Below are 25,763 nucleotides of genomic sequence, written 5' to 3' on the forward strand. Positions count from 1 at the left end.
CAATCCGCTTTATTGCGGATTGTTTTTTGTTTTTCGGAATGATTGAATCGAAATTGTTCAATTTTTTTAATCGTTTGATCATGCAAATATGGAGTAAGAGCTGAAGGTGTTAAAGGTACCCCTGTTATTTGCTTGCCAATGTTTTTATTTTCCTTTAATCTAATTCCAGAGTCCATTCGAATTTGGAGATGATTTTCATGTTACATCAGTTTTCGCGCAATGAATTGGCAATTGGAAAAGAAGGGTTGGATATATTGAAAAACAGCACTGTCGCTGTTCTTGGGATTGGCGGAGTGGGTTCATTTTCCGCTGAGGCCTTGGCAAGGTCTGGAGTTGGAAAATTAATACTTGTTGATAAAGATAATGTCGATATTACGAATGTCAACAGACAGATCATAGCCTTGTTGTCCACTATTGGACAGCCAAAAGCGGATTTGATGAAAGAAAGGATCAATGATATTAATCCGGAATGTGAAGTAGTGGCTTTAAAGATGTTTTATACCGAAGAAACATATGAGGAATTTTTTTCGCATGATCTTGATTTTGTTGTGGACGCATCAGATACGATTTCTTATAAAATTCATCTAATAAAAGAATGTCTTAAAAGGGATATACCGATGATCTCAAGTATGGGAGCCGCAAACAAGATGGATCCAACGAGATTCATGATCAAGGATATATTCAAAACACATACAGATCCGATTGCAAAGGTGATCAGAACAAGGCTTAGGAAAGAGGGGATCAAAAAAGGGGTTCCCGTCGTATTTTCGGATGAAAGCCCGATCGTTGTAAAAGAAGAGGTCGTTACGGAAGTCGGAAAACAAGATTCGGTAATAAGGAAAGCCAAAATGCCCCCTTCATCGAACGCCTTCGTTCCTTCAGCCGCTGGGCTTATCATGGCCAGCCATGTTGTAAGGAATCTGTTGAAAGATATTCATATTGAGCGAGTTAATAATGGTTAGAAATTGACGGGACCTTGCGGTCCCGTTGGTTATTTTATTCCATTTTGATTGATCTTTTCATAGACAGCTGCCAAGGCTTGTTCGAATTTCCCCGTTTTTAAGGGCTTGTAATATTCTTTGCCTTTTAATTTGTCTGGGAGATATTGTTGTTTAACCCATCCTGATTCATAGTTGTGAGGATATTTGTAGTCAATCCCCCTGCCTAATGCTTCCGCTCCTTTGTAGTGAGCATCTTTCAAATGAAGGGGAACTTCTCCGCTTTTTCCTGATCTGATATCACTTAACGCTTCGTCCATCGCTTTATAGGCAGAGTTGGATTTCGGAGATAAGCATAATTCAATCACTGCGTTCGCCAAAGGAATTCGGGCTTCAGGAAAACCTATTTTTTCCGCTGTCTGTACTGCTGCGAGTGCCCTGGGACCGGCTTGCGGATTAGCCAATCCTATATCTTCATATGCGGTGACAAGCAAACGTCTTGAGATGCTTGGTAAATCGCCAGCCTCAATCATTCTTCCTAAGTAATGCAATGCCGCATTAACATCGCTTCCACGGATTGATTTTTGAAAAGCGCTTAAAACATCATAATGCGCGTCTCCGTCTTTGTCATGAGAGAAAGCTTTTTTCTGAAGGCATTCTTCCGCGACTTCCACTGTAATGTGGATTACCCCGTCAATATCAGTTTCTGTTGAAAGGACAGCCAATTCAAGGGCATTCAACGCACTTCTTACATCTCCGCTGCTTGCGGCAGCAAAATGGTGAAGCGCATTCTGATCCAAATCAATCTTATATTTGCCGAGACCGCGTTCTTCATCATGGAGTGCCGTTTCAATGGCTTTGACCATATCAGACTTTTCTAAAGGGAAAAGTTCGAAAATCTGGCATCGGCTTCTTATTGCTGGATTGATTGCATGGTATGGGTTACTTGTTGTCGCTCCGACCAGAATAATCATGCCGTTTTCCAAATATGGCAGAAGGAAATCCTGCTTCGCCTTGTCAAGGCGGTGCACCTCATCCAATAATAGTATGACCTTCCCGCTCATTTTTGCTTCGGCAGCCACAATTTCCATATCCTTTTTATTATTTGTCACTGCATTTAATGATCGGAATGCATACTTTGTACTTCCAGCGATGGCACTTGCAATCGAAGTTTTTCCAATGCCGGGAGGGCCATATAAAATCATGGATGAGAGTTGTTTTGCTTTTACCATCCTAGAGATGATCTTTCCTTCGCCAACAAGATGCTCCTGTCCGACTACTTCATCAATTGTTCTTGGACGCATCCGAAAAGCCAAAGGTTGTGAGTTCATGACATCCTCTCCAAACTGCTGTTCTATTCTTTGTTGCTTCTATCATACCAAACTTGCCTCCCATATGCATTTTAACTTGCTTATATGCTATAATGGAGTAATGCAAAGGGGTAGAGGAATGAAGAGAAAGCAGCATTTACAAAAAAGATTCGTCTTATTTTCTGTTGGATTGCTTATCATGGCCCTTGGAATCACGCTGACGATCGTGGCTGATTTAGGTGCCGCTCCTTGGGATGTTCTTCATGTCGGCCTCTATTACCAATTCGGCTTGACAATCGGTACCTGGAGTATTATTGTCGGGTTTATCGTCCTGGGTTCTGCCGGGATCATGATGAAAGAGTGGCCGAAGTTCGGAGCTTATTTAAATATGATTTTAGTTGGCATTTTTATTGATATGTATATGCTCTTGCCGTTTATGACAGAGCCGCAATCGTGGCAAGGAAAAGCTGTCATGTTTTTAGTTGGAATGGTTGTTTATGCATACGGCATGGGAATCTATTTATCAGCAGAGTTTGGAGCCGGTCCAAGAGACAGCTTTATGCTCGCTTTGACTGCCAAGACGAAATGGAAAGTCTCCAATGCAAGGCGGCTGATGGAGATTGGTGTGCTTGCAATCGGTTGGCTGCTTGGAGGCCCTGTTTTTATAGGAACAATCGTATTCAGTATTGTTGCAGGCACTTTCATCGGCATTGCTTTGCCGCAATGCCGGACACTTACACATAAATGGCTTAGAGATTCTGTGGAAAACGAAAAAGTGAAAGAAATCGAACGGGGTGCAAGTGTATGAAAATTTCTACCAAAGGTCGTTATGGTCTGACAATCATGATTGAACTTGGAAAAAGATATGGAGAAGGACCCATATCCTTAAAATCGATCGCACAATCTCATAATCTTTCCGAACATTATTTGGAGCAGCTTGCTGGTCCTCTTCGGAATGCGGGATTAGTCAAAAGCGTAAGGGGAGCATACGGCGGTTACATTTTGGCGAAGGAGCCTTCAGAAATTACGGCCGGTGATATCATCCGTGTATTGGAAGGCCCTATCAGCCCTGTAGAAGGTATTGAGGATGAAGAACCTGCTAAAAGGGCATTATGGATAAGAATACGCGACGCAGTAAAAGATGTTTTGGACAGCACGACTGTTGAAGATTTGGCCAATCATGAAGACGAAGGCCAGGTACAACCATATATGTTTTATATCTAATCTAAAAAATTGGTGGGAACAATGAATAATATTTATTTGGATCATGCCGCAACAACACCGCTCCATCCTCAGGCTGTCGAGAAAATGACAGCTGTAATGAAGGAAATATACGGAAACCCGTCCAGTATCCATGCTTTAGGGCGCCAGGCCCGGCATTTGCTGGATGATGCCAGGGCGAAGATAGCCCGGACAATTCATGCAAATGTTAATGAACTCGTCTTTACGAGCGGTGGGACGGAAGCGGATAATCTCGCAATCATAGGTACAGCCATCGCGAATCGTAGTAATGGGAAGCATATTATCACGTCGTCCATTGAACATCATGCCGTACTCCATGCCTGTCACTTCCTTGAGAGGGAAGGGTATGAAGTAACCTATGTACAACCTGGTGAAAATGGATTGATTCACGTGAAAGATATAGAAAAAACTCTTCGGGACGACACAATCCTTGTCTCGATCATGTATGCAAACAATGAAGTGGGGACCATTCAGCCAATCAAGGAAATCGGTTCGTTATTAGAAGGCCACCAGGCCTATTTTCATACGGATGCTGTACAGGCTTATGGAACTGAAGAAATTGATGTGAATGATCTTCAAGTTGATCTTTTGTCCGCTTCTGCACATAAAATAAACGGGCCAAAGGGCGTCGGGTTTCTCTATATCAAGAATGGAACAAGGATCGATTCCTTGTTTTATGGCGGAGAGCAGGAGTTGAAAAGACGTCCGGGTACAGAAAACCTCGTATCCATTGCAGGTTTTGCTGAAGTTGCTTCCATTACCTCAAGGATGCTGGAAGAAAAAAGGAAAGCATATAAGCACCTTAAGGATCAATTTCTTCAGACACTTGATGATGAAAAGGTTGATTTTACAATCAATGGTTCAACGGAGGAATCGATTCCTCATCTTCTGAATATCAGCTTTCCTGGTACGGATGTGGAATCACTTCTTGTGAATCTTGATCTTGCAGGAATTGCAGCATCAAGCGGCTCCGCATGTACAGCTGGTTCTGTTGAGCCCTCCCATGTATTGACAGCGATGTTTGGCGACGGATCGGAACGGACACGCAATTCAATCCGCTTCAGTTTCGGGCTTGGCAATACTAAGGAAGAAGCCAAAGAAGCAGCTAAGAGGACAGCTGAAATTGTTCGAAGGCTTACCATATGAAAGGAAGAAGATGACCATGAAAAAAGCACCGAAAGATACACGTGTGGTCGTCGGTATGTCCGGTGGAGTCGACTCTTCTGTAGCAGCCCTGCTTTTAAAAGAGCAAGGTTATGATGTGATCGGAATTTTTATGAAAAATTGGGATGACACGGATGAATTCGGCGTCTGCACGGCTACTGAAGATTATAATGATGTCATACGGGTATGCAATCAAATCGGTATACCGTATTATGCCGTCAACTTTGAACAGCAATATTGGGATAAGGTGTTCACTTATTTTCTTGATGAATATAAAGCAGGAAGAACGCCTAACCCTGATGTAATGTGCAACAAGGAAATAAAATTTAAAGCATTTTTGGATCATGCACTAAAGCTTGGTGCCGACTATTTAGCTACAGGCCATTATGCTCGGGTTGAACGCAACCATGGGGAAGTTAAAATGCTGAGGGGTATCGATCAAAACAAGGATCAGACGTATTTTTTAAACCAACTGACTCAGGACCAGCTTCAAAAAGTCATGTTTCCTCTCGGGGATATCGACAAGAAAAAGGTAAGGGAAATTGCGAAAAAAGCGGGATTGGCCACTGCAGAAAAAAAAGACAGCACTGGAATCTGTTTCATCGGAGAACGGAATTTCAAGGAGTTCTTAAGTGGCTATCTTCCGGCTCAAAAAGGTGATATGGAAACCTTGGAAGGAAGAAAAATTGGCACCCATGACGGTTTGATGTATTACACAATCGGTCAGCGCCATGGTCTTGGTATCGGCGGAGCAGGCGATCCGTGGTTTGTTGTCGGGAAAAATCTTGAGAGAAATGTTTTATATGTGGAACAAGGATTCCATCATCCGGCATTATACTCAGACAGTATACAGGCAATCAGGGTTAACTGGATTTCGGATCAGGAAAAACGGCAGGAGTTTACTTGTACGGCAAAGTTCCGTTACCGCCAGCCCGATGAGGAAGTCACAGTGAAATTGGTGCCTGGAAATGAAGCCGAAGTCATATTTGAAAAGCCGGTAAGAGCCGTAACTCCTGGACAGGCTGTCGTCTTTTATGATGGTGATGTTTGCCTTGGTGGAGGAACGATTGACCGGATTTTCCGCAATGGACAAAAATTAACATATGTTGGATAATTGAAAGGCTGCTTATACTCATAAGCAGCTTTTTCAAAGTGATAATAAAATCATATTTAAAAGAATTTTCATTCAAATTTAGATTTTAGATCCAGTCAGTACCCAGGATTAGCAAACCTCGCACACCTTTTATTCGAGGAGTCTGCTCGGAGCATACGATCAGTCAATATGAGCTCCTATTTAGTGGATTCCCTTAGTACCACGGGTGTACAAGTAGTACTATACGCAAGCGAAACGCAGGATATTGCGTCCTGAGCCTGCATTGGATGTGGGTGGCGACTTGATGTGTTGTCCGTCTGCGAAATGCCAGCGCCTCAAGTTCATAAGTGGCCAAAGCTAATGAATGGGAATTGCCTAATGATCTAGGCGGCTACGCATTCCTTTGGAGGTTTACACATCGTCAAGCGGGCGGTCGCACTTTTCTTAAGTCGTATATGTTATAATTTTATAGTAAAAGAACTTATGTACGGAGTGTAGCAAATGGAAAAAAACAAGCAGGGCATTGAATATTTACAACAGGGAGAAATTGAAAAAGCCGTCCAGATGTTTACGGAGGCCATCGAAGAAAACCCGAAAGATCCCGTAGGTTATGTAAACTTTGCGAACGTTCTTTTGTCAGTTGGAGATCCCCAGCGGGCGGAGGAATTTTTAAAGCGCGCAATTGAACTGGATGATCAGGCGACAGCGGCCTACTATAGTTATGGGAATTTATACTTTAATCAGGAGAAATATCCGGAAGCCGCCGGTATGTTTGAAAGAGCATTGGCCATCGGGCCGGAAACAAATGATTTACATTACATGCTTGGCATGTGTTTTGTAAATCTGGGCAGGAATGAGTTGTCACTCCCATACCTTCAAAGGAGTGTGGAACTGGATGATACGGATACTGAAGCAAAATTTCAGTACGGACTTGCATTGGCCCGGGCAGGAGTCATGGACGAAGCGATTAAGAAGCTGACAGAAGTGGTCGAAGCGGATCCCGAGCATGCGGATGCTTTTTATAATCTGGGAGTTGCATATTCGGGAATGGAAAATCTATTGGAAAATGCCTTGGAATATTTTAATAAAGCGTTGGCTATCCAGCCTGACCATATTCTTGCCGGTAATGGAAAAAAACTGGTGGAACAGGCGTTGAAAGAGCAAGACTAAGCAATAGGGGAGGTCCCGGCAGTGGATTCGCTCGATCTGTTTTCTGAAGATGAAAAGTTCATAAAGGGCCGGCCCCTCGTCACGATTTTTCATAATGAACAAAACCTTTATTCAGTCATAAGAATTAAAGTGGAAGAGACTAACGAGGAATACAAAGAAAAAGAAGCGGTCATCACAGGTTATTTTCCAAAAATACACGAACAAGAAACGTATATTTTTTACGGAGGATTCAAGGAACACCCTAAGTTCGGTCTGCAATTTCACGCAAAGCATTTCAAAAAGGAAATGCCCCAGACCAAACAAGGTCTCATCATGTATCTTTCCGGTGATTTATTCAAGGGTATTGGTGAAAAAACAGCTAAAAGAATCGTGGAAGCACTCGGAGAGAATGCTATCAGTATCATTTTAAGCAAACCTTCTGTTTTGGATGAAATACCACGAGTTTCTCCTGAAGTTGCAAAAGATTTATATGAGACTTTGCTTGAACATCAGGGACTTGAGCAGGTAATGATCGGTTTGAACAAATACGGGTTTGGACCGCAAATATCCATGAAAATTTACCAGGTTTACAAAGAAGAAACATTAACCATTATTGAAAAAAACCCTTATCAGCTTATTGAAGATGTAGAGGGGATTGGATTCGGCAGGGCTGACGAGCTGGGAGTCCAGCTAGGTATTGTCAGCAATCATCCGGACAGGATCAAAGCAGGCTGCTTGTATGTTCTTGAACAGCAATGTATGCAAAACGGCCATGTCTATTTGGATGCGGAGCAGCTCCTTGAACAGGTAAAACAGCTATTGGAAAGCAGCCAGGCTGTCGAGATCCCTTTTCAATTAATTGCTGATTCTCTCATTCAATTGAAAGAGGAAGGAAAAATAATCGGGGAAGAACAGCGAGTGTACATTCCGTCGCTTTACTTTTCCGAGAAAGGTCTTGTTACAAACATTCGCAGGATTCTGGATCAAAAGCAATACGCCGATCAATTCCCTGAATCTGAGTTTTTATTGGCGCTTGGGAATTTGGAGGAGAGATTGGGAGTCCAGTATGCACCCTCACAAAAGGAAGCGATCCAAACGGCTCTTACTAGTCCGCTGATGATCCTGACTGGAGGTCCCGGAACTGGTAAGACGACCGTCATAAAAGGGATTGTGGAACTGTATGCCGAGCTTCACGGATGTTCCCTCGATCCTCATGCATATAAAAGGGAAGACGTATTTCCGTTTATTTTGGCTGCCCCGACCGGGCGTGCCGCAAAAAGGATGGCGGAGTCGACTGGGCTTCCGGCCATGACTATTCATCGGCTATTGGGCATGTCAGGTCAGGAGGACATGGATGCAGAAAGTGATCGGCAAATAGAGGGGAATATCGTGATTATCGACGAGGTGTCGATGGTCGACACTTGGCTTGCTCATCAGCTGTTCAAATCCCTCCCTGATTCCATCCAAGTCATTCTTGTAGGGGATGAAGATCAACTTCCTTCAGTTGGACCCGGTCAAGTTCTTAAAGATCTTTTGGCATCCAATACTCTCCCGGTTGTTCAATTAACAGATATTTATCGTCAAGCTGACGGTTCGTCGATTGTGGAAATGGCGCATGAGATAAAGAATGGGAACATACCAGCAGATATTACAGTGCAGCGGAAAGACCGTTCCTTTATCAAATGTCAGGCACCGCAAATCGGGGACGTTGTTGAACAGGTTGTAAAAAATGCTATATCGAAAGGATACACCGCTAAGGATATTCAGGTACTGGCACCCATGTACAGAGGACCTGCAGGAATCGATAACTTGAATAAAATTTTGCAGGAAGTTTTTAATCCCAAAAAAGATAAAAGAAATAAGGAGATCGTCCTGGGTGAGACTAAATTCAGGATAGGGGATAAAGTGCTGCAACTCGTCAACCAGCCTGAAAAAAATGTCTTTAATGGAGATATCGGTGAAATTATATCAATATTGTATGCGAAGGAAAATGTCGAAAAACAAGACATGATCATTGTCTCTTTTGAGGGGACGGAAGTAACATACATGCGCCAGGATTTTAATCAGATCACCCATGCTTTTTGCTGTTCTATCCATAAATCTCAGGGAAGCGAATTTCCGATTGTCATTCTTCCCGTTGTAAGAAATTATTATCGGATGCTACGTCGGAATCTATTATATACAGCTATAACAAGGAGCCGGCAATTTTTAATTTTGTGCGGGGAAGAAAGTGCATTTCGTGTTGGAATTGAGCGTGAAGATGACCAGAAAAGACAAACAACATTGCGTGAGAAGCTGGCAGGTGAGAATAAACAGCAAATAGAAGAAAAAATGGATGACAATTTCAATCAAGAAGAATTATCATATGAAGATAAACTTTTCATGACAGATCCCATGATTGGTATGGAAAATGTTTCACCTTATGATTTCCTCGATTGAGCAGAAAATAAAAATGTTCGAAAAAGGCGGTGTTTCTTTTTGCGGACATTTTCTTTATTGAAAGGGATGCCGGTTTATGACCGGAATGGTGAATTGTTAGGTGAAGTTTGCGACATTTGCATAGGCGATGAGGGAATGGTGACAGATCTTTTGCTGCAGATGAAAGGGTTCATCGGTAAAAAGCTGCGTGTTCCCGTCCAGTCTATTTCATCCTTTGGCGAGGATGGAATCATGGTCGACAGCAACGGGCATTGCTCCAAATACCAGGAGCTTGATGATGAGTATACCATGCATCATGGGCGCCCTTTAGCCAAGAAAATGACAATGACGCCGCATGGCGAACAGCTCGGAATGCTGGATGACGTATATTTTTTGGAAAAAGAGGGCACAATCGTTGGATATGAGCTGACCGATGGATTTTTTTCAGACATAACGGAAGGGAAGAGGATAATCCGTACCCTTATTCCTCCGAGTATAGGAAAGGATGCCATCATCGTGTCGGCAATTAATCAACGAGGTGGCAATGCCCATGATGAAATGTCCGAATTGTCAAAGTAAGGACCTTGGTAAAATTGGGGTCAATCAGTATTACTGCTGGAATTGCTTCATCGAACTTTCCATCGGAGAGGAAATCATTTATACCCATCAGGTGGAAGAAGATGGTACCTTGAGTTCCTTGGATGACTTGTTTGACGAGCGGGAACGCAAATTGAGCTAGAGGCTGCCTTTGATGAGGCAGTCTCTTATTTTTTTCTTCCTCTCGATTAAAAACATAAAAAATGCGGAAAACTAATCGAAGGAGGGAAGATTTTGAAGCAAAAGCGGCTCCGCTTACTATACAATTTGGCTGTCGTGTTATTATTATTTATCATTCTTTATTGTTTTCTTTTGATAAAACCCCTTTGGAAACCGATATTTACTATTGTGGGCATAGGGCTCCTTCCGTTTGTCATTGGGGGGTTTATTGCTTATTTGCTGCACCCGGTTGTTGAGAAATTAGAATTGCTTGGCATCAATCGGATTGTGGCTATTCTTGCCATTTATGTGCTGTTTTTTGGGGGAATAGGCTATTCTGTTTACATAGGGATTCCTGTGCTTATTGACCAAGTAAGCCATTTCTCGGAACGCATTCCAGAACTGGCGGGCCATTACAAAGGGTTGGTCAAAGATTTGCATGAATCCACATCAAGATGGCCGGATGGAATACAGGCACAAATTGAAGAACGCGTTGATGACTTTGAACAATGGCTAACCCGGTTTTTGGAAAAAATGATGTCCATTTTTAAAGGGTTGATCAATTTTGTTTTTATTTTGGCAGTCATCCCGTTTATTTCTTTCTACATATTGAAGGATTTGGATTTGATCAAAAAAGCTGCCTGGTACATGACGCCTAAAAAATGGCGGAAACAAGGAAAGGAATTTCTTTCTGCTGTCAATATTTCCCTTGGAGGATACATCCGTGGCCAGTTGCTCGTTTGTGTATTGATCGGAACGATTTCTAGCCTGTTATTTTGGATGATTGGGTTGGATTATCCTGTGATTATGGGATCAATTGTAGCTTTTACCAATATTATTCCCTATTTTGGTCCGGTGATCGGGGCTGTACCTATCATTGCCATTGCTTTGCTAAGCTCAGTCAAGCTAGCGTTAATGTCCGCCGGAATTATTGTTTTTCTCCAGCTGTTGGAGGGGAATGTCCTATCCCCTTTTATCGTTGGGAAATCTATCAACATCCACCCGCTTTTTATTATTGCCGCTTTGATTGTAGGTGGAGAATGGGGAGGTGTGATCGGTATGCTTGTCGCCGTTCCTTTTTTGGCGATTGTAAAAGTGGCTGTTGTCCATTCACGTGATCATTTTATCAAGGCAAAACAGACTTAACATTGACAAAGGATTTCTCATTACCTATAATTTCTAGTAGTTAATACTTGAAAACGAAGAAGGATCCATTCTTATTACTGCCCATCTGAGCAACAGGCTGTTCTGTTGTGGAAGAGAGGAATTTCCGCGGCTGAAAGAAATTCCAGATGAAGAGTAATAATGAGCTAATCCGGAGTGCAGTTAAAAGCCTGCCGTTCACCGCGTTAAGGTCCTGAGAGATGACAAAGATTTTGCTTTGTTAAATCAGGGTGGTACCGCGTGCAAGCTTCGCCCCTGGCTGGGGAGGAGCTTTTTTTATTTTGTAATTAGAGGAGGAAAATTCATGAAAAAACTGACCGGCTCACAAATCAGAAGGATGTTTTTGGATTTTTTTCAGGAAAAAGGACATAAGCTTGAGCCTAGTGCTTCCCTCATTCCACATGATGATCCATCCTTGTTATGGATCAATAGCGGTGTTGCAACACTTAAAAAATATTTCGATGGAAGGGTGATTCCCGAAAATCCGAGAATAGTGAACGCTCAAAAGTCCATTCGGACAAATGATATTGAAAATGTCGGAAAAACGGCTAGACATCATACCTTCTTTGAAATGCTCGGCAACTTTTCCATTGGGGATTATTTCAAGAAAGAAGCAATTGAATGGGCATGGGAATTTCTTACAAGTGAAAAATGGATTGGATTTCATCCGGAAAAACTGTCTGTAACGATCCATCCTGAAGACGATGAGGCCTTTGAACTGTGGAATAAAGTGATCGGTTTGCCGAAAGAAAGGATCATTCGTCTAGAGGAGAACTTCTGGGATATCGGTGAAGGTCCGAGCGGCCCGAATTCAGAGATTTTCTATGACAGGGGACCGGAATATGGCGACGATCCGAATGACCCTGAGCTATTTCCAGGTGGAGAAAATGAAAGATACCTTGAAATCTGGAATCTTGTCTTTTCACAGTTCAATCACAATCCAGACGGGTCATACACACCTCTTCCAAAGAAAAACATCGATACAGGAATGGGACTCGAGCGGATGGCTTCTGTTGTTCAAGACGTCCCTACTAATTTTGAGACCGATTTGTTTATGCCGATCATTAAAGAGACAGAAAAGCTATCATCGAAAACATATGGTGAAGATACGGAAAAGGATACTGCATTCAAGGTGATCGCCGATCATGTGCGGACTGTTGCCTTTGCCGTAAGCGATGGCGCGCTTCCTTCTAATGAAGGACGTGGATATGTATTGAGGAGACTGCTCCGCAGGGCTGTCCGCTATGGAAAAGAATTAGGGATTGAAAAACCTTTCATGTACCACCTCGTGCCTGTGGTGGGTAACATCATGGAGGATTTCTATCCTAAAGTACTGGAGAACGCGGAATTCATTCAGCGGGTGATCAAAAATGAAGAAGAACGCTTCCACGAAACATTGCATGATGGATTGGAAATCTTATCTTCAATGATTCAAAGTGCGAAAGCGGAAGGAAAGGATATGATTTCTGGGGAGGATGTTTTCAGACTCTACGATACGTACGGCTTTCCTGTTGAATTAACAGAAGAATATGCTGAAGAAGCGCAAATGAAAGTCGATCATGATGGATTTGCAAAAGAAATGGAAAAGCAAAGGGAAAGAGCCCGCTCTGCAAGGAGCGAAACGGATTCAATGCAGGTTCAAAGCGGAACGCTCGCAGAATTGACTACCAGCAGTGAGTTTGTAGGTTATGAGCGCCTTGATGTGAATTCAGTCGTTCTGGCTATCATAAAGGACGGCGGTATGACTGAAAAAGCGGGCAAAGGGGAGGAAATCCAGTTCATATTGGATGTCACGCCTTTTTACGCGGAAAGCGGCGGCCAAGTTGCTGACCGTGGAATTGTAAGTGGACCTGGCTTGGAAGTTGAAGTAATCAAGGTCATAAAAGCTCCAAACGGCCAGAATTTGCATACCGGGATTGTCAAAGAAGGCACCATCAAAACCGGCAGTGCTGTAAATGCAAAAGTCGATGAGAAAATGCGCAGCCAAATCATCAAAAACCATACAGCAACCCACTTATTGCATAAGGTATTGAAGGATGTTCTAGGCATCCATGTTAATCAGGCAGGCTCATATGTTGGACCGGAAAGGCTCCGTTTCGACTTTTCTCATTTTGGGTCTGTAACAGATGAAGAATTGAAAATGATTGAAGAGAGGGTTAACCGTGATATTTGGGCCAATCATCCCGTTGTCACGAAACTGACAAGTTTGGCAGAAGCGAAAGAAATGGGAGCCATGGCTCTATTCGGTGAAAAATACGGAGAAGACGTACGTGTTGTATCCGCAGGAGACAGTCTGGAATTGTGCGGAGGCTGTCATGTATCCAATACTGCTGAAATAGGCTTGTTTAAAATTGTTGCTGAAAGCGGAATTGGGGCTGGAGTGCGCAGGATTGAAGCGGTGACTGGGGAGCATGCGTTCCGATTCATGGATGACCAGGTTAAAGACTTGCATGCTGTGGCTGACAAGTTGAAGACCAAGCCGGCTCAAACGGTGGAAAGAACGGAAGCCCTCCTTCTGGAATTAAAGGAACTCCAAAGGCAAAATGAATCCCTTACATCAAAACTGGCTCATGTCGAAGCAGGAAGCCTTGTCCAAAAAGCCAAGGAGGTTGAGGGGATCAAAGTAATTGCCAGCATTGTCCAGGGTGCGGATATGAATACACTGAGAAATATGGGGGATGATTTAAAGCAGCAGCTTGGTTCAGGGATTGTCGTGCTTGGATCGGCGCAAAACGGAAAAGTGAATATTATCGCCGGAGTAACGAAAGATCTGATGGAAAAAGGGTATCATGCTGGAAAATTGGTCAAAGAGGTTGCTTCCCGATGTGGTGGAGGCGGTGGAGGCCGTCCGGATATGGCTCAGGCCGGAGGAAAAAATCCTGATCAATTGGAATCAGCTCTATCATATGTGGGCGAATGGATAAAATCCGTTTGATTCCGGCTTCAAATCATGTACAATGAAGGTAATGTTTGACAGCCGGGCCAATCTGTACGCAAGTTCTGAAAGAAGGTGTTGTTGAAAATGGGCTCTTTTGATAAAACAATGCGTTTCGAGTTTTATGAAGATCCAATGGAACATGACGTTAAAGAAGTTTTACTGCATGTATACGGGGCTCTTCAAGAAAAGGGTTATAATCCAATCAATCAAATAGTCGGTTATTTGTTATCCGGCGACCCCGCCTATATTCCAAGGCACCAAGATGCACGTAATATTATGAGGAAGCTGGAAAGGGATGAAATCATCGAAGAGCTGGTGAAGTCCTATTTAAAGCAGCATCGTGAGGAGAAGTAAATTTGAGAATGATGGGCCTTGATGTTGGCTCCAAGACAGTGGGGGTCGCAGTCAGCGATGAAATGGGCTGGACCGCCCAAGGTATTGAGACAGTATCAATCGATGAAGAAAAAAACAGGTTTGGATTTGAACGGATTGGTGAAATTATTAAAGAATACAGTATTGGACAAATCATTGTCGGCCTGCCAAAGAATATGAACAATACGATTGGCCCACGCGGAGAAGCGTCGATGGCTTATGCTGAAAAATTAAGAAGCAGGTTTCAGCTGCCTGTCCAGTTATGGGATGAACGACTGAGTACAATGGCGGCCGAAAGGGTCCTTCTTGCAGCGGATGTCAGCAGAAAGAAAAGGAAAAAGGTCATCGATAAAATGGCAGCTGCAATGATATTGCAAAGTTTCTTGGATAGCCAACAAATAATGAGGTGATTACTAATGGAAAATGGTGAAAATTATATTACAGTTGTAGATGAAGAAGGCAACGAAGAATTATTTGAAGTGCTCTTCACTTTCGACTCTGATGAATTCAACAAATCATATGTTTTATATTATCCTGCTGGAGCAGATAATGATGAAAACGAAGAAATTGAGATTCACGCATCCTCTTATACTCCAAACGAAAATGGAGAAGCAGGGAATATGCAGCCTATTGATACCGATGAGGAATGGGACATGATAGAAGAAATGCTCAACACCTTCCTTGCTGAAGAGGAAGAAGAGTAATAAAAATACGCCGATCCGGATATAACAGGTCGGCGTATTTTTATGTCCGTACGCACCACGACACCTTTCTTTTTGGCACTTTCGATCAAATCAGTGGATTTTCGCTGACGTTCAATAAAATTATTGTATAATAGGTGTGGTGCGCAAACAAAATATCAGCAATATCGGGAGGGGGACCCCTGCTTAATGAAGAACGAAGAAAAAAATAAAATAGATAAGCAGGCACGGGCAGCTTTGATGAAAGAGAATTTGCTCGAAAAAAGGAGTGAGGCAGTCATCATAAGAAAAATTGTTTCCATTATAACGCTGACTTGCGGTGCTTTGCTTTTAATAGCCGCACTTGGCAGTTATTTATATATAAAATCTGCCCTCAAACCGGTTGATTCAGACAGTAAAAAAGAGATCCAAGTGGAAGTGCCAATCGGTTCATCAACAACTTCCATTGGAAAGTTGCTTGAAGATAAAGGAGTTATAAAAAACTCCTCCGTCTTCAAATACTATGTCAAATTGAATAACATATCAGGTTTTCAGGCTGGTACTTATACATTCTCACCATCCATGTCATTGAAAGAGATCTCGCAAAACCTGCAAACCGGGATTCTGGCTCAAAAGCCGGCATTTAAAATTACGGTTCCGGAAGGTTATTCTTTGGATCAAATAGCTGGATTGATTTCAAAACAGACAGGTGAACCGAAAGAAAAGGTATTGAAGGAACTTGATAAAGAAGAGACTGTTAAGCTTTTTGAAGAAAAATATCCGGAGCTTTTGACGGATAATGCGTTAAGCAACAAAGTGAAACATCCATTGGAAGGGTATTTATATCCGGCGAGCTATCCATATTACGAAGAAAAGCCATCCATTGAGGCAATCATCGATCCGATGATTAAAAAAACTCAGGAAGTTATAGCGAAGTATTCGGATAAAATAGAAGAAAAGGATATCAGTATCCATGAACTGTTAACGATGGCATCTCTGATTGAAAAGGAAGCAACGGAAAAAGCGGACAGGCATTTGATTTCAAGTGTTTTCTATAACCGCCTTGATCAGGACATGCCCCTTCAGACAGATCCTACTGTTTTATATGCATTGGGCAAACACAAAAAGCGGACCATGTATAAAGATCTAAAAGTGGAGTCACCATATAACACGTATAAAGTTAAAGGTCTGCCGCCAGGACCGATTTCCAATGCGGGTGAATCGTCAATTGAGGCAGCACTAAACCCGGCAGACAGCCAATATTTGTACTTCCTGGCTGAACATGGCACTGGGGAAGTCCATTATGCAAAAACATTAAAAGAGCATAATGAATTAAAAGCAAAATATATCACGGATAAAAGGAAGTAGGTGTCAAGAAAATGGATCGTTCCATTGATCATTATATTGAATCCTTGCTTCCGACAAGAAATGAACTATTTGAGGAAATGGAGAAAGTTGCAGAAAAAGAGCACATTCCGATTATGGAACAAATGGCTATCGAGGTGATGCTTCAATTCATGAGGATGCAAAATCCGGCTAAAATATTGGAAGTTGGAACAGCAATCGGCTATTCGGCATTAAGGATGGCAGATGCTTTGCCTGATGTGGAAATTGTAACCTTAGAAATAGACCCGGTAAGAGCGGAACAGGCAAGGAAATACTTCCGGAAAGCCGGTGCAGATGGACGAATAACCATATTGGAAGGCGATGCATTGGAGTTAGTTGATAAAGTCACGGAACGAGGCCCTTATGATGCTATTTTTATTGATGCAGCAAAAGGCCAGTATATGAAATTTTTCAATATGTATGGCCCGCTGCTTGGCGACCGGGGATGCATTTACTCTGATAATGTCTTATTCAGGGGGTATGTTGCGGAAGAAATCGTCCAACAGCGGCGTTTCAGAAGTCTTGCTAGAAAAATGAAGGAATTCAATAGGTTTCTTATGGAGCATGAAGGGTATATTACCACCATTATTCCTGTAGGGGACGGGCTTGCAGTGAGCAAAAAGCGATGAATATATACTAAACTGATGCCCATGCTCTTGAACAAAAGTCATTTTTGTAATATGATGACATAGATAATAACATAAAGAACTAATTTGAATAATAGATAGCGCGCCCTCCATGTGGCGCGCTGTCATGTATTTCATGACCAGATAATCCATCTTGTATGGATGAGGGAATTATAAGGAGTGAAGGGAAATGGCTGCAGAAAAAGAATTTCATATGACAGAAGCCGGAAAAGAAAAATTGGAACAGGAACTTGATTACTTAAAAACCGTTCGAAGAAAAGAAGTGGTAGAGCGGATAAAGGTGGCAAGAAGTTTTGGGGATCTTTCGGAGAACTCGGAATATGACTCTGCGAAAGAAGAACAGGCGTTTGTTGAGGGACGAATAACCACTTTGGAAAACATGATCCGCAATGCGAAAATCATTGAAGAAGATGATCTAAATTCTGATAAAGTGTCTCTCGGGAAAACGGTTACGTTCAAAGAGCTTCCTGACGGCGACGAAGAAACATATACCATAGTCGGAAGTGCCGAAGCCGATCCGTTTGAAGGCAAAATTTCCAACGATTCACCAATCGCCAAAAGTCTGATGGGACAAAAAGTGAATGAGGAGGTAACAGTTCAGACGCCTGGCGGTGAAATGAGAGTAAAGATCGTTTCAATCAACTGACAAAAAACACGGGTGCCTTTCAAAAAAGGCATATCCGTGTTTTTTAATGGGTTGCAACCTCGTGCAGGATTTTAGAAGCAGCCAACCACAAAGGATTTTATTCTTAGGGTTATATCTCTTTCCACTCGCGGCAACAATGGGAAAGAGGTGCTTGAAATGCTGCAAAAACGAATATTGTTCATAACAGTTCTGATATTTATGATGATGGCTGGCCTCTTGGGAAGGTTAATGCAAATACAATTATTTCAGGCTGAGAATTTTTCTGAAAATCACGTGAACTTAATTAAGGAGAGTGTCAGGCAAAGAACACATGAGCTGATTTTGGATGACGGAAGGGGGCAGTTCCTCGATAGGGATGGAAACCCGCTTTCCTACGAGGAAAAATCAGTGCTTGTCATTTTTCCTTTTATCAAAAAAATGGACTGGAACAGTGCACAAGTTGCAAAAATCTTAAATGTTTCCCATCAGGATCTTATAAAACAAGTGGAGGGGTCCAGGGAGCCTATCGTTGCAGGGGGGAAGGACCCGCTTTTATTAACAGAGAGGCAAGCTGATGATATCAACCAGCTTCAAATTCCCGGAGTGTTCGCTGTTAAAAAGAAAATATTTCCTGAGCATCCCCCCGCTGGACAATTCATTGGCGTTTATGGAGAAAATGAGGAAATATTTAAAAGCCGCTACCCTGACAAAGATTGGAGAAATAAGTCTGTTGGACTTTCAGGTTTGGAAAAAAGTTTTGATGAGTTTCTGCAGGCTGAAAGTGAATCTAAATTTGTCTATCATGTTGATGGAATAGGAAACCCTTTATTCGGTATCGATGTTAAATATGCAGGTCAGGCCAATCCTTTTTTTCCGTTGCATATCAAAACAACGATTGACCAAAATTTGCAAAAAGAGATTGAACACTTGTTGGATGAACATAACATTCAAAAGGGTGGAGCAATCTTGCTTGATGTTGAGACAAACGATTTATTGGCAGTCGCTTCAAGGCCTCGCATTAACAGCCGGGATCCTTTTTTCGATGAAGGATCAAAAAATATGATGTTCAAGCAGCTCATACCGGGATCAGTGTTTAAAACAGTCATCGCTGCAGCAGCGGTAGAGGAAGGGCTTGTATCAGAAAAGGATCAGTTCCGGTGTGATTTAGATATAAGGGGAAACCCTGCTGAGCGGAATCTAGGCCGCCTGGATTTTGAGGAAAGCTTTGCCAGGAGCTGCAACCGCACCTTTGCAGAATTGGCGTTATCTTTAATGGAAAAAGACCCGAAGATTCTTGAAGATTATGCTCGAAAGCTTGGTTTGCTTGACTCTGTCTCATGGCAGGGGGATGTGTTCCGACTAAGGGAATTTAAACAGTTTGAGCATGATTCCGGCAGAATCTTTGCTGATAAAGAAAGCAGAAAAGACCAAAATTTCATAGCGCAGACCGGTATCGGCCAGCAGGAGGTCCGCCTTTCTCCGATAGCTGTGGCAAACATGCTAGCCTCGATTGCAAGAGGAGGACAAAAAATGTCTGTCAGGGCGGTAAACGAGATTCAATATGGTGATGGAACAACAATGACTTCATTCAACCCTCAAAAGCCGGAGGGAGAGCAATTATCGCCATACACAGCGATTAAAATGCAACAACTTCTAAGGAGAGTAGTAACCGACCCTGAAGGGACGGGAAGCGTTCTTAAGGATTTGCCATATGAGGTGGCTGGAAAAACCGGCACTGCAGAAACTTCGGTCCTTCATGATGGAGAACAGCTACATCATAAATGGTTTGCTGGTTACTTCCCATTTGATGACCCTAAATATGTGCTTGTTACTGTGAATGTGGATGTACCCGACGATCAAGGCGGTGTCAATCTTCTGTTCGCTGATATTGTTCAGATGATTCATCAACAAAACCCATGACTTGCCTTCCACGTGAAAAATGGATGCATGTTTTCCCTTGTCCATGATATTATAGGTACAATGACGGGGGGGATTTTTAATGCCGATAGATTTCAAGGATGATAAATCACGCTCTGCTCTTCGTGCAAAACGGAGAAAAACGAATATTGTTCTAAACACGCTTATTGCGGTAGTCATCATTTTAATTTTACTTGTAGGAGGAACCATCTTTTTCGGCGGAAGTGATACGGGGGAAGAACAGGCGAAACGCCCGCAGAATACCGAAAAAGAAATTACTAACAAACCTGCTGACAAGAGTGACGAGACCGATGATAACTCAAAAGAGGATACACCAGATGAAGAGGAGGAAGATGAAAACGGCAAATTGGAAGAGATAGAAAGTGATGAACCGAATGTTGAAAAAGTCTTGATCAATCCTGCCTGGAAACCGATAGGGACTGAGCAGGGAGACGGTCATCAATCATCATATAACATGGGAACAACTGACTGGAATGAAAAGCTCAAGGCCGCTGCTTATGCCGTCGACATTCCTGTTGAAAACATGACTACATGGTGGGTCACCGGCGGTGACGATCCAGACAATCAAGCCGAATTGACAGTATCCGCAAAGAACAGCGATGATACATACCGCGTAAATATCGAATGGGTTACCGGTGAAGGCTGGAAGCCTGTCGAAGTAAAAAAACTGATTCAAAATGATAAAAGATAATTAAGAAATCGGCGAATTTGCCTGCTTATCGGCGACAAGGAGCAGACAAGTGCTGGAGTAATCGGCCTTCAAAAGCGATTGGTTTGATCTTTGAATCGCTGGCTCTAACAGGCGGGCAACGCGGTGACGCAGACTGCCTCAGGGTGGCTATATCCTGTGGTTTCGGCAGACTCAGGACGCGACATCCTGTCCGGGAAGCGGGACGGTAAAAAATTTAGACTTTATTAACAGAACAAGGGAGCAGGAGAAATGAAAATAGCAGTTATAGGAGCGATGGAAGAAGAGGTTGAGCTGCTGCGCGAAAAAATGGATGTGCATAAGGCAGAAGTGATCGCTCATTGTGAGTATTTTATCGGAACCTTACAAGGTAAAGAAGTCGTTTTATCAAAATCCGGGATAGGAAAGGTAAATGCAGCCATGGCCACAGCTATCCTTTTTGAAAGGTATAACCCAGATGTCGTAGTCAATACGGGATCTGCCGGTGGGTATAATTCGGAGCTGAAAATCGGTGACCTTGTTATTTCGAGTGAGGTTTGCCATCATGACGTTGACGTAACCGCATTTGGATACAAATACGGCCAGGTTCCCCAGCTACCGGAAGCTTTTAAGGCGGATGCATCAATGATTGAAATTGCCGAAGCTGCAGCACGATCGATTGAAGGGGTTCAGGCAGTCAAAGGGCTGATTGCTACCGGCGATACGTTTATGAGTGACCCTGACAAAGTTGAGTTTGTCAGGGGAAAATTTCCCGATATTCAAGCAGTGGAGATGGAAGGAGCGGCGATCGCCCAAGTAGCATACCAATTCGACATTCCATTTGTCATCATCAGGTCTTTATCAGACATCGCCGGTCAGAAATCCGAAATCTCATTTGATAAATTCATTGAAAAAGCTTCAGTCAATTCAGCCAACCTTGTCATGGAGATGATTAAGGGGCTGGAAAAATAATACAAAGCCGAAGGCAGACGCCTTCGGCTTTTCATTCAACAAGCTTTTATTTGGTTAATTCAAGAAATTCTTCTACGTCTTTTATACAGAGATCAACAGCTGCCTGCCAAAAATCTTCCTTCGTCAAGTCCGCTCCCAAGTGTTTTTTAGCCAATTCTTCAACGGTCATTCTTCCAGTGTCTTTCAGAAGTGAAATGTATTTTTCCTCGTAACCTTTGCCTTCCTTCTTTGCCTGGGCATAAATTCCAAGTGAAAATAAATAGCCGAACGTATAAGGGAAGTTATAGAAAGGAATGTCTGAAATATAGAAATGTAGTTTGGATCCCCAAAAATACGGGTGATATTGACTTAATGAGTCGGCATAGGCTTCTTTCTGCGCTTTCTCCATTAATTGGTTCAGTCTTTCCGTGCTTACCATACCCTTTTTGCGTTCCTCGTAGAAGCGTGTCTCAAAAAGAAAGCGGGCATGAATATTCATGAAAAAGGCAATGGAATTTTGGATTTTGCTTTCCAGGAGTGCGATCTTCTCACTATTCTCTTTTGCCTGTTCAAACGCTGCATCAGCAACGATCGTTTCGGCGAATGTAGAGGCGGTCTCAGCTACATTCATTGCATAATGACAGTTTAAAGGATGGACATCTTTCATTGCATAAGTGTGGAAAGCATGACCTAATTCATGTGCAAGGGTCGAAACATTTTCGTATGTGTCTGAGTATGTCATGAAAATCCTGGACTGGCTGCTCAAAGGAAAGGAAGTACAAAAACCTCCAGGCCGCTTTCCAGGCCGATCCTCTGCTTCAATCCATCTGCCTTTGAACGCTTTTTCAGCAAACTTGGAAAGTTCATCGCCAAATTTACCAAAATGATCGATGATAAAGGCGGCACCTTCCCGATAGGTATATGTTTTTGATGAATCAGTAGCAGGGGCATCCAAGTCATACCAATTCAGCTTTTCAACTCCGAGCAGGTGAGCTTTTCTTTTGAGAAATTCTACAAAAGGCTTCTTGTTATCTGAAATGACTTTCCACATGATGTCCAATGTCTCTTTGCTCATTCGGTTATATTCCAAGGCCTCTTTTAAAACATCATTCCAGCCTCGTTTTTTATATACAGCCAGGCGAAAGCCGGAAAGATGATTTAATGTAGTAGCAATGAGTTCAGCATTTTTGCCCCATGCTTTTTCCCATTCATCAAATACATTTTTCCGTACTTGCCTGTCAAGGCTTGAAAACTTATTTTGGGCCTGGCCGACAGATAAAAGAACTTCCTTGCCATTTTCTTTAAAAGGAATACATAGTTGGCTGACAATCGCATCATACATTTCTTCCCAGCCGTGATAGCCGTCCACCGCTAAATCATTGATCAAGGCTTCTTCTTCTTTTGACAATTTATCTACCGCCTGCCTGCGCCTTTCATTCAGAATGAAACTCAATTCATTTAAATGTTCGTTTTCAACGAGGCTCTTCCAGACAGAGTCATCAATTTCAAGAATGGCCTTATCCAAATGGGTCAATGCCGTATTAAGTTGTGAAGCTAATGCAGTGACAATTCCTCTTAGCTCATTGGCATTTACATCATCTGTATTCTGTGCTTGAAGGCACGATACGAAAGATTCGGCTTGTTCAAGACCTGAGTCGGCCTTTTGAAACTTTTCCAGAATATCGGATAGTCCACTATCTTCACTGCCTGAGGCATCCCAGCTCTTTATGCTTGCTTCGAATGAATGAATTTCTTTCTCCACTTTCTCCAGGTGGTCCCGAAATTCTTTAGATGAACTGCCCCCGGGAAAAATAACATCTAGATCCCATGTCATTGAATATGTACTTGGAGTCAAAAGCATTCTCCTCCTATAGAAATTTCTTTTATTATATGATAATCTGTTATTTTTTCATAACAAAGCTAATATAAAAAGAACTATTTTGGAGAGACAAGCAATTGTCTTTTTTTTCCATCATATACATGTAACCAGTGGGTCATTACATTAGGGGGGTGAGGAATTGTCGGGAATTCTGACCGCTATCGGCTTGCTATTCAAAGAACTGGTCTTTCTTGTGTCATATGTGAAAAATAATGCATTTCCTCAGCCGCTTTCTCCGGAAGATGAAAAAAAATACTTAATGAGAATGGCTGAAGGGGATGAAGAAGCACGAAACATATTGATTGAGCACAACCTCCGACTTGTCGCCCACATTGTAAAGAAGTTTGAAAATACAGGGGAAGACTCGGAAGATTTGATCTCCATAGGCACTATCGGATTGATCAAGGCCATTGAAAGCTATTCGTTCGGAAAAGGAACAAAACTTGCGACCTATGCGGCTCGCTGCATAGAGAATGAGATTATAATGTCATTAGGGTAGATGGAAATTCTTGAATTCATTGAATCTGATTTAAAGAAGGAGTACAATATACATAACCGATTAAAGAAGGAGGGGGGCAACTTGAGGAAAACAGTTTTATTAGCTTCTGTTTGGGTTGTTGCTTTCGCATTAATTATTATCAACATTTTAATTAACCCCGGATCATTCTTTACGAACGGAACATTAATAGTTGGTTGGTTGTTTTTTTCTTTTCAACTGACCTGGAGTCAATCTGAACGGTTTTATATGCAACTCAAAAGCATTTGGTTTTTTGTGAAAAATCCCGATTGTATATGGAACATGCAAGTTGAACTTTGTGGGAATTTCCATTACGAAATGCTAGGAAAAATCGATTCGTTTTTTTTGTCCAAGTACGAAGAAATAAAAATAACAAAATTAAGCAACTGCAGGGTGCTTTACAAAATCAATACATTAGCGTTTGAGATTGTCATCGAAGAGAACCAAATCCGATTTACGATAGATGATTTGGAAGTTTCCTACCGAAGGTCCAGAACAATCATACAAAAGGAAATCGGCGGCTTGCTTGAAGGTTTATCACGAATAGCAAAGGAAGATAGTAGTGATTACTACTTAAACATTAACTTTAAGGAGTATAATCCCTATTTTGGATTTTTTGTTAGGCGTTTGAATGCAAACGAAATTAATACTTTCAATGTAAAGTTTAATATCGATAACGAAAAGGTTAGTATAAACAAAAAATCCATTGAACTTCATACTGATAGTCTTAGCAAGCTAACCGATTTATCCAAAGAATATTTATCATTATCCCCACGCTAACTATAGGTGGGGCTTTATTAATTTATTAAATACATCGCAAACTAAATATAGTTCATCTTCCACAGTGGAAAGTGAGTCGTAAAGAATTATAGATCCTTTCTTAGAAATTGCAACATAGTACTCGTTTCCATCGTGTTCCGCAATATATTTCATCTGTATGGATGAGACGTTTCCCTCTGCAGCAGCTTCCTTATACTCTTCACTTTTATGAACATTTGGACCAAAGAACCCAGCTGTTTTCAAATGGGCACGCTTTAAGTCGGCAATCCAGGCACCAGCAACTTCTGATATTAAAGGGATCATTTTTTTGAAATCCATATTTACCGGATCCAATTCATAGCGATTGGTGGAGTTTAATTTGTTAACAAAGTCTAAGCTTGCATCAGTCTTAGTCTGAATGATTAATAAATTATCAATATCATGATAGTAAGAATAAAAATTAAGAGGTTCAAAGTAATGATTAAAGTCTCTCCCGAAAACCCTTCCTCTTCTTTTATGTATATAGTCGTGATGGCAAATGTACTGGTCAAAACCTAAATGGAAATTCGAGATGTTTATTTTAAGACTTATTTCTGAACTACCTTCGTCCTTAAGAAGGGTTTGTTGAATAGGTACTAAAAATTCATCAGCAAAAAATCTATTAACATTACAAATAAGAAATGACTTAGCCAATGGATCTCCTCCTATTTAGTACAATTGGATACTTAATTTATTCGCAGTTTTTCTAACTCACCCTATCGTTTATTTTTTATAATAGAGAAAAGCCCGGAAGGGCTTATTCTAATTTACAAACGTAGTATTACGAGCTTTCCAATCTTCGAGCTTGATAAACACCCAAAATCCATAAATACCGAGTGTAATGACCGTAAAGAACCACCATTTAATCCAATGACCAAATAAACCAATTGCAGAACCATGAAATTGCATTCAATTACCTTCGATGACAGTGTGATTAATTTTCCATCCATAGATCATCGTAATGGACCATGGATAGCAAATACCAAAGGTGCAAACCGTGACAAGTGTACCAAGAATAACCCAACCTATGTATTGTAGTAGACCACCATCAAAGAATGAACTTCTACCTTTGTACGTTTCAACCTTATTAGTTTGAGCCAACTTTTCTCCCTCCATCTCTAATGTTAGCTT

General features: G+C 41.9%; 24 protein-coding genes and 2 pseudogenes. 22 read left to right on the plus strand and 4 right to left on the minus strand.

From position 1 onward, the window contains the following. Positions 1-197: 197 nt before the first annotated feature. A complete protein-coding gene (locus C509_RS0104675) occupies positions 198-962 on the plus strand; it encodes a tRNA threonylcarbamoyladenosine dehydratase (RefSeq protein WP_018705751.1) in 765 nt (254 codons plus the stop codon). Positions 963-991: 29 nt separating this feature from the next. Here the strand turns inward: C509_RS0104675 and C509_RS0104680 are convergent, their stop codons facing one another. Continuing rightward, positions 992-2,269 (minus strand): replication-associated recombination protein A, encoded by a 1,278-nt coding sequence (locus C509_RS0104680; protein WP_018705752.1) that lies wholly within the window; start codon positions 2,267-2,269, stop codon positions 992-994. A 118-nt stretch (positions 2,270-2,387) separates the two neighbouring features. Here C509_RS0104680 and C509_RS0104685 point away from each other — a divergent pair, with 118 nt between their 5' ends. The 19 genes from C509_RS0104685 to mtnN all read left to right on the plus strand — a co-directional run bounded on the left by C509_RS0104685 (position 2,388) and on the right by mtnN (position 21,459). Beyond that, positions 2,388-3,056 carry a YczE/YyaS/YitT family protein gene (locus C509_RS0104685; protein WP_018705753.1) on the plus strand — a complete coding sequence of 223 codons (669 nt, stop codon included), beginning with the start codon at positions 2,388-2,390 and terminating at the stop codon, positions 3,054-3,056. Further along, a complete protein-coding gene (gene cymR / locus C509_RS0104690; RefSeq protein WP_018705754.1) occupies positions 3,053-3,472 on the plus strand; it encodes a cysteine metabolism transcriptional regulator CymR in 420 nt (139 codons plus the stop codon). Before C509_RS0104685 ends, cymR begins: the two co-directional genes overlap by 4 nt. Positions 3,473-3,493: 21 nt before the next feature. Continuing rightward, positions 3,494-4,636: a cysteine desulfurase family protein gene (locus tag C509_RS0104695; RefSeq protein ID WP_018705755.1), complete on the plus strand. Its 1,143-nt coding sequence runs from the start codon at positions 3,494-3,496 to the stop codon at positions 4,634-4,636. A gap of 16 nt (positions 4,637-4,652) precedes the next feature. Then, positions 4,653-5,768: a tRNA 2-thiouridine(34) synthase MnmA gene (gene mnmA, locus C509_RS0104700; protein ID WP_026319680.1), complete on the plus strand. Its 1,116-nt coding sequence runs from the start codon at positions 4,653-4,655 to the stop codon at positions 5,766-5,768. Positions 5,769-6,248: 480 nt separating this feature from the next. Then, positions 6,249-6,917, plus strand: a complete 669-nt coding sequence (locus C509_RS0104705; RefSeq protein WP_018705757.1) for a tetratricopeptide repeat protein — start codon at positions 6,249-6,251, stop codon at positions 6,915-6,917. A 21-nt stretch (positions 6,918-6,938) separates the two neighbouring features. Then, the gene (gene recD2, locus C509_RS0104710; RefSeq protein ID WP_018705758.1) at positions 6,939-9,335 is read left to right on the plus strand and encodes an SF1B family DNA helicase RecD2; all 2,397 of its coding nucleotides are present in this window, start codon (positions 6,939-6,941) and stop codon (positions 9,333-9,335) included. A gap of 39 nt (positions 9,336-9,374) precedes the next feature. Then, complete coding sequence (locus C509_RS0104715; protein ID WP_018705759.1) at positions 9,375-9,893, plus strand: PRC-barrel domain-containing protein; 519 nt, start codon at positions 9,375-9,377, stop codon at positions 9,891-9,893. Then, positions 9,865-10,053: a hypothetical protein gene (locus C509_RS0104720; protein ID WP_018705760.1), complete on the plus strand. Its 189-nt coding sequence runs from the start codon at positions 9,865-9,867 to the stop codon at positions 10,051-10,053. The genes C509_RS0104715 and C509_RS0104720 overlap by 29 nt, the downstream gene beginning before the upstream one ends. A 92-nt stretch (positions 10,054-10,145) precedes the next feature. Beyond that, positions 10,146-11,216: an AI-2E family transporter gene (locus C509_RS0104725; RefSeq protein ID WP_018705761.1), complete on the plus strand. Its 1,071-nt coding sequence runs from the start codon at positions 10,146-10,148 to the stop codon at positions 11,214-11,216. Between the two features lie 322 nt (positions 11,217-11,538). Then, positions 11,539-14,169 carry an alanine--tRNA ligase gene (gene alaS, locus C509_RS0104730; RefSeq protein ID WP_018705762.1) on the plus strand — a complete coding sequence of 877 codons (2,631 nt, stop codon included), beginning with the start codon at positions 11,539-11,541 and terminating at the stop codon, positions 14,167-14,169. A gap of 87 nt (positions 14,170-14,256) precedes the next feature. After that, on the plus strand, positions 14,257-14,526 hold the full coding sequence (locus C509_RS0104735) for an IreB family regulatory phosphoprotein (RefSeq protein WP_018705763.1): 270 nt from the start codon (positions 14,257-14,259) through the stop codon (positions 14,524-14,526). Between the two features lie 2 nt (positions 14,527-14,528). Continuing rightward, on the plus strand, positions 14,529-14,954 hold the full coding sequence (ruvX, locus tag C509_RS0104740) for a Holliday junction resolvase RuvX (protein WP_018705764.1): 426 nt from the start codon (positions 14,529-14,531) through the stop codon (positions 14,952-14,954). A gap of 6 nt (positions 14,955-14,960) precedes the next feature. Beyond that, positions 14,961-15,248: a DUF1292 domain-containing protein gene (locus tag C509_RS0104745; protein ID WP_018705765.1), complete on the plus strand. Its 288-nt coding sequence runs from the start codon at positions 14,961-14,963 to the stop codon at positions 15,246-15,248. Positions 15,249-15,434: 186 nt separating this feature from the next. Continuing rightward, positions 15,435-16,592, plus strand: coding sequence for an endolytic transglycosylase MltG (gene mltG, locus C509_RS0104750; RefSeq protein WP_018705766.1), 1,158 nt, complete (start codon positions 15,435-15,437; stop codon positions 16,590-16,592). An 11-nt stretch (positions 16,593-16,603) separates the two neighbouring features. Further along, complete coding sequence (locus tag C509_RS0104755) at positions 16,604-17,239, plus strand: O-methyltransferase (protein WP_018705767.1); 636 nt, start codon at positions 16,604-16,606, stop codon at positions 17,237-17,239. Between the two features lie 187 nt (positions 17,240-17,426). Next, a complete protein-coding gene (greA, locus tag C509_RS0104760; protein ID WP_018705768.1) occupies positions 17,427-17,903 on the plus strand; it encodes a transcription elongation factor GreA in 477 nt (158 codons plus the stop codon). A gap of 156 nt (positions 17,904-18,059) precedes the next feature. Continuing rightward, the gene (locus C509_RS0104765) at positions 18,060-19,802 is read left to right on the plus strand and encodes a peptidoglycan D,D-transpeptidase FtsI family protein (RefSeq protein WP_018705769.1); all 1,743 of its coding nucleotides are present in this window, start codon (positions 18,060-18,062) and stop codon (positions 19,800-19,802) included. Between the two features lie 79 nt (positions 19,803-19,881). After that, entirely contained in the window at positions 19,882-20,511 is a 630-nt protein-coding gene (locus C509_RS0104770) for a DUF1510 family protein (protein WP_018705770.1), read from the plus strand. Between the two features lie 249 nt (positions 20,512-20,760). Beyond that, the gene (gene mtnN / locus C509_RS0104775) at positions 20,761-21,459 is read left to right on the plus strand and encodes a 5'-methylthioadenosine/S-adenosylhomocysteine nucleosidase (RefSeq protein ID WP_018705771.1); all 699 of its coding nucleotides are present in this window, start codon (positions 20,761-20,763) and stop codon (positions 21,457-21,459) included. 46 nt (positions 21,460-21,505) lie between these two features. On the opposite strand, the gene C509_RS0104780 is transcribed toward mtnN, so the two are convergent. Further along, positions 21,506-23,299, minus strand: a complete 1,794-nt coding sequence (locus C509_RS0104780) for a M3 family oligoendopeptidase (RefSeq protein WP_245542432.1) — start codon at positions 23,297-23,299, stop codon at positions 21,506-21,508. A gap of 157 nt (positions 23,300-23,456) precedes the next feature. Between C509_RS0104780 and C509_RS26895 the strand changes: the two are divergent. Both C509_RS26895 and C509_RS26900 read left to right on the plus strand, forming a co-directional pair. Beyond that, a pseudogene (locus C509_RS26895) lies at positions 23,457-23,810 on the plus strand (sigma-70 family RNA polymerase sigma factor); the annotation flags it as partial. An 87-nt stretch (positions 23,811-23,897) separates the two neighbouring features. Then, entirely contained in the window at positions 23,898-24,614 is a 717-nt protein-coding gene (locus C509_RS26900) for a hypothetical protein (RefSeq protein WP_018705774.1), read from the plus strand. On the opposite strand, the gene C509_RS0104790 is transcribed toward C509_RS26900, so the two are convergent. Together C509_RS0104790 and C509_RS26395 are read right to left on the minus strand one after the other, a co-directional pair. After that, positions 24,615-25,286 (minus strand): hypothetical protein, encoded by a 672-nt coding sequence (locus C509_RS0104790; protein ID WP_018705775.1) that lies wholly within the window; start codon positions 25,284-25,286, stop codon positions 24,615-24,617. A 108-nt stretch (positions 25,287-25,394) separates the two neighbouring features. Further along, a pseudogene (locus C509_RS26395) lies at positions 25,395-25,748 on the minus strand (hypothetical protein). Positions 25,749-25,763 lie beyond the last annotated feature (15 nt).

The organism is Siminovitchia fordii DSM 16014 = CIP 108821, from assembly GCF_000374565.1.
GTDB classification, from domain to species: Bacteria; Bacillota; Bacilli; order Bacillales; family Bacillaceae_C; genus Siminovitchia; species Siminovitchia fordii.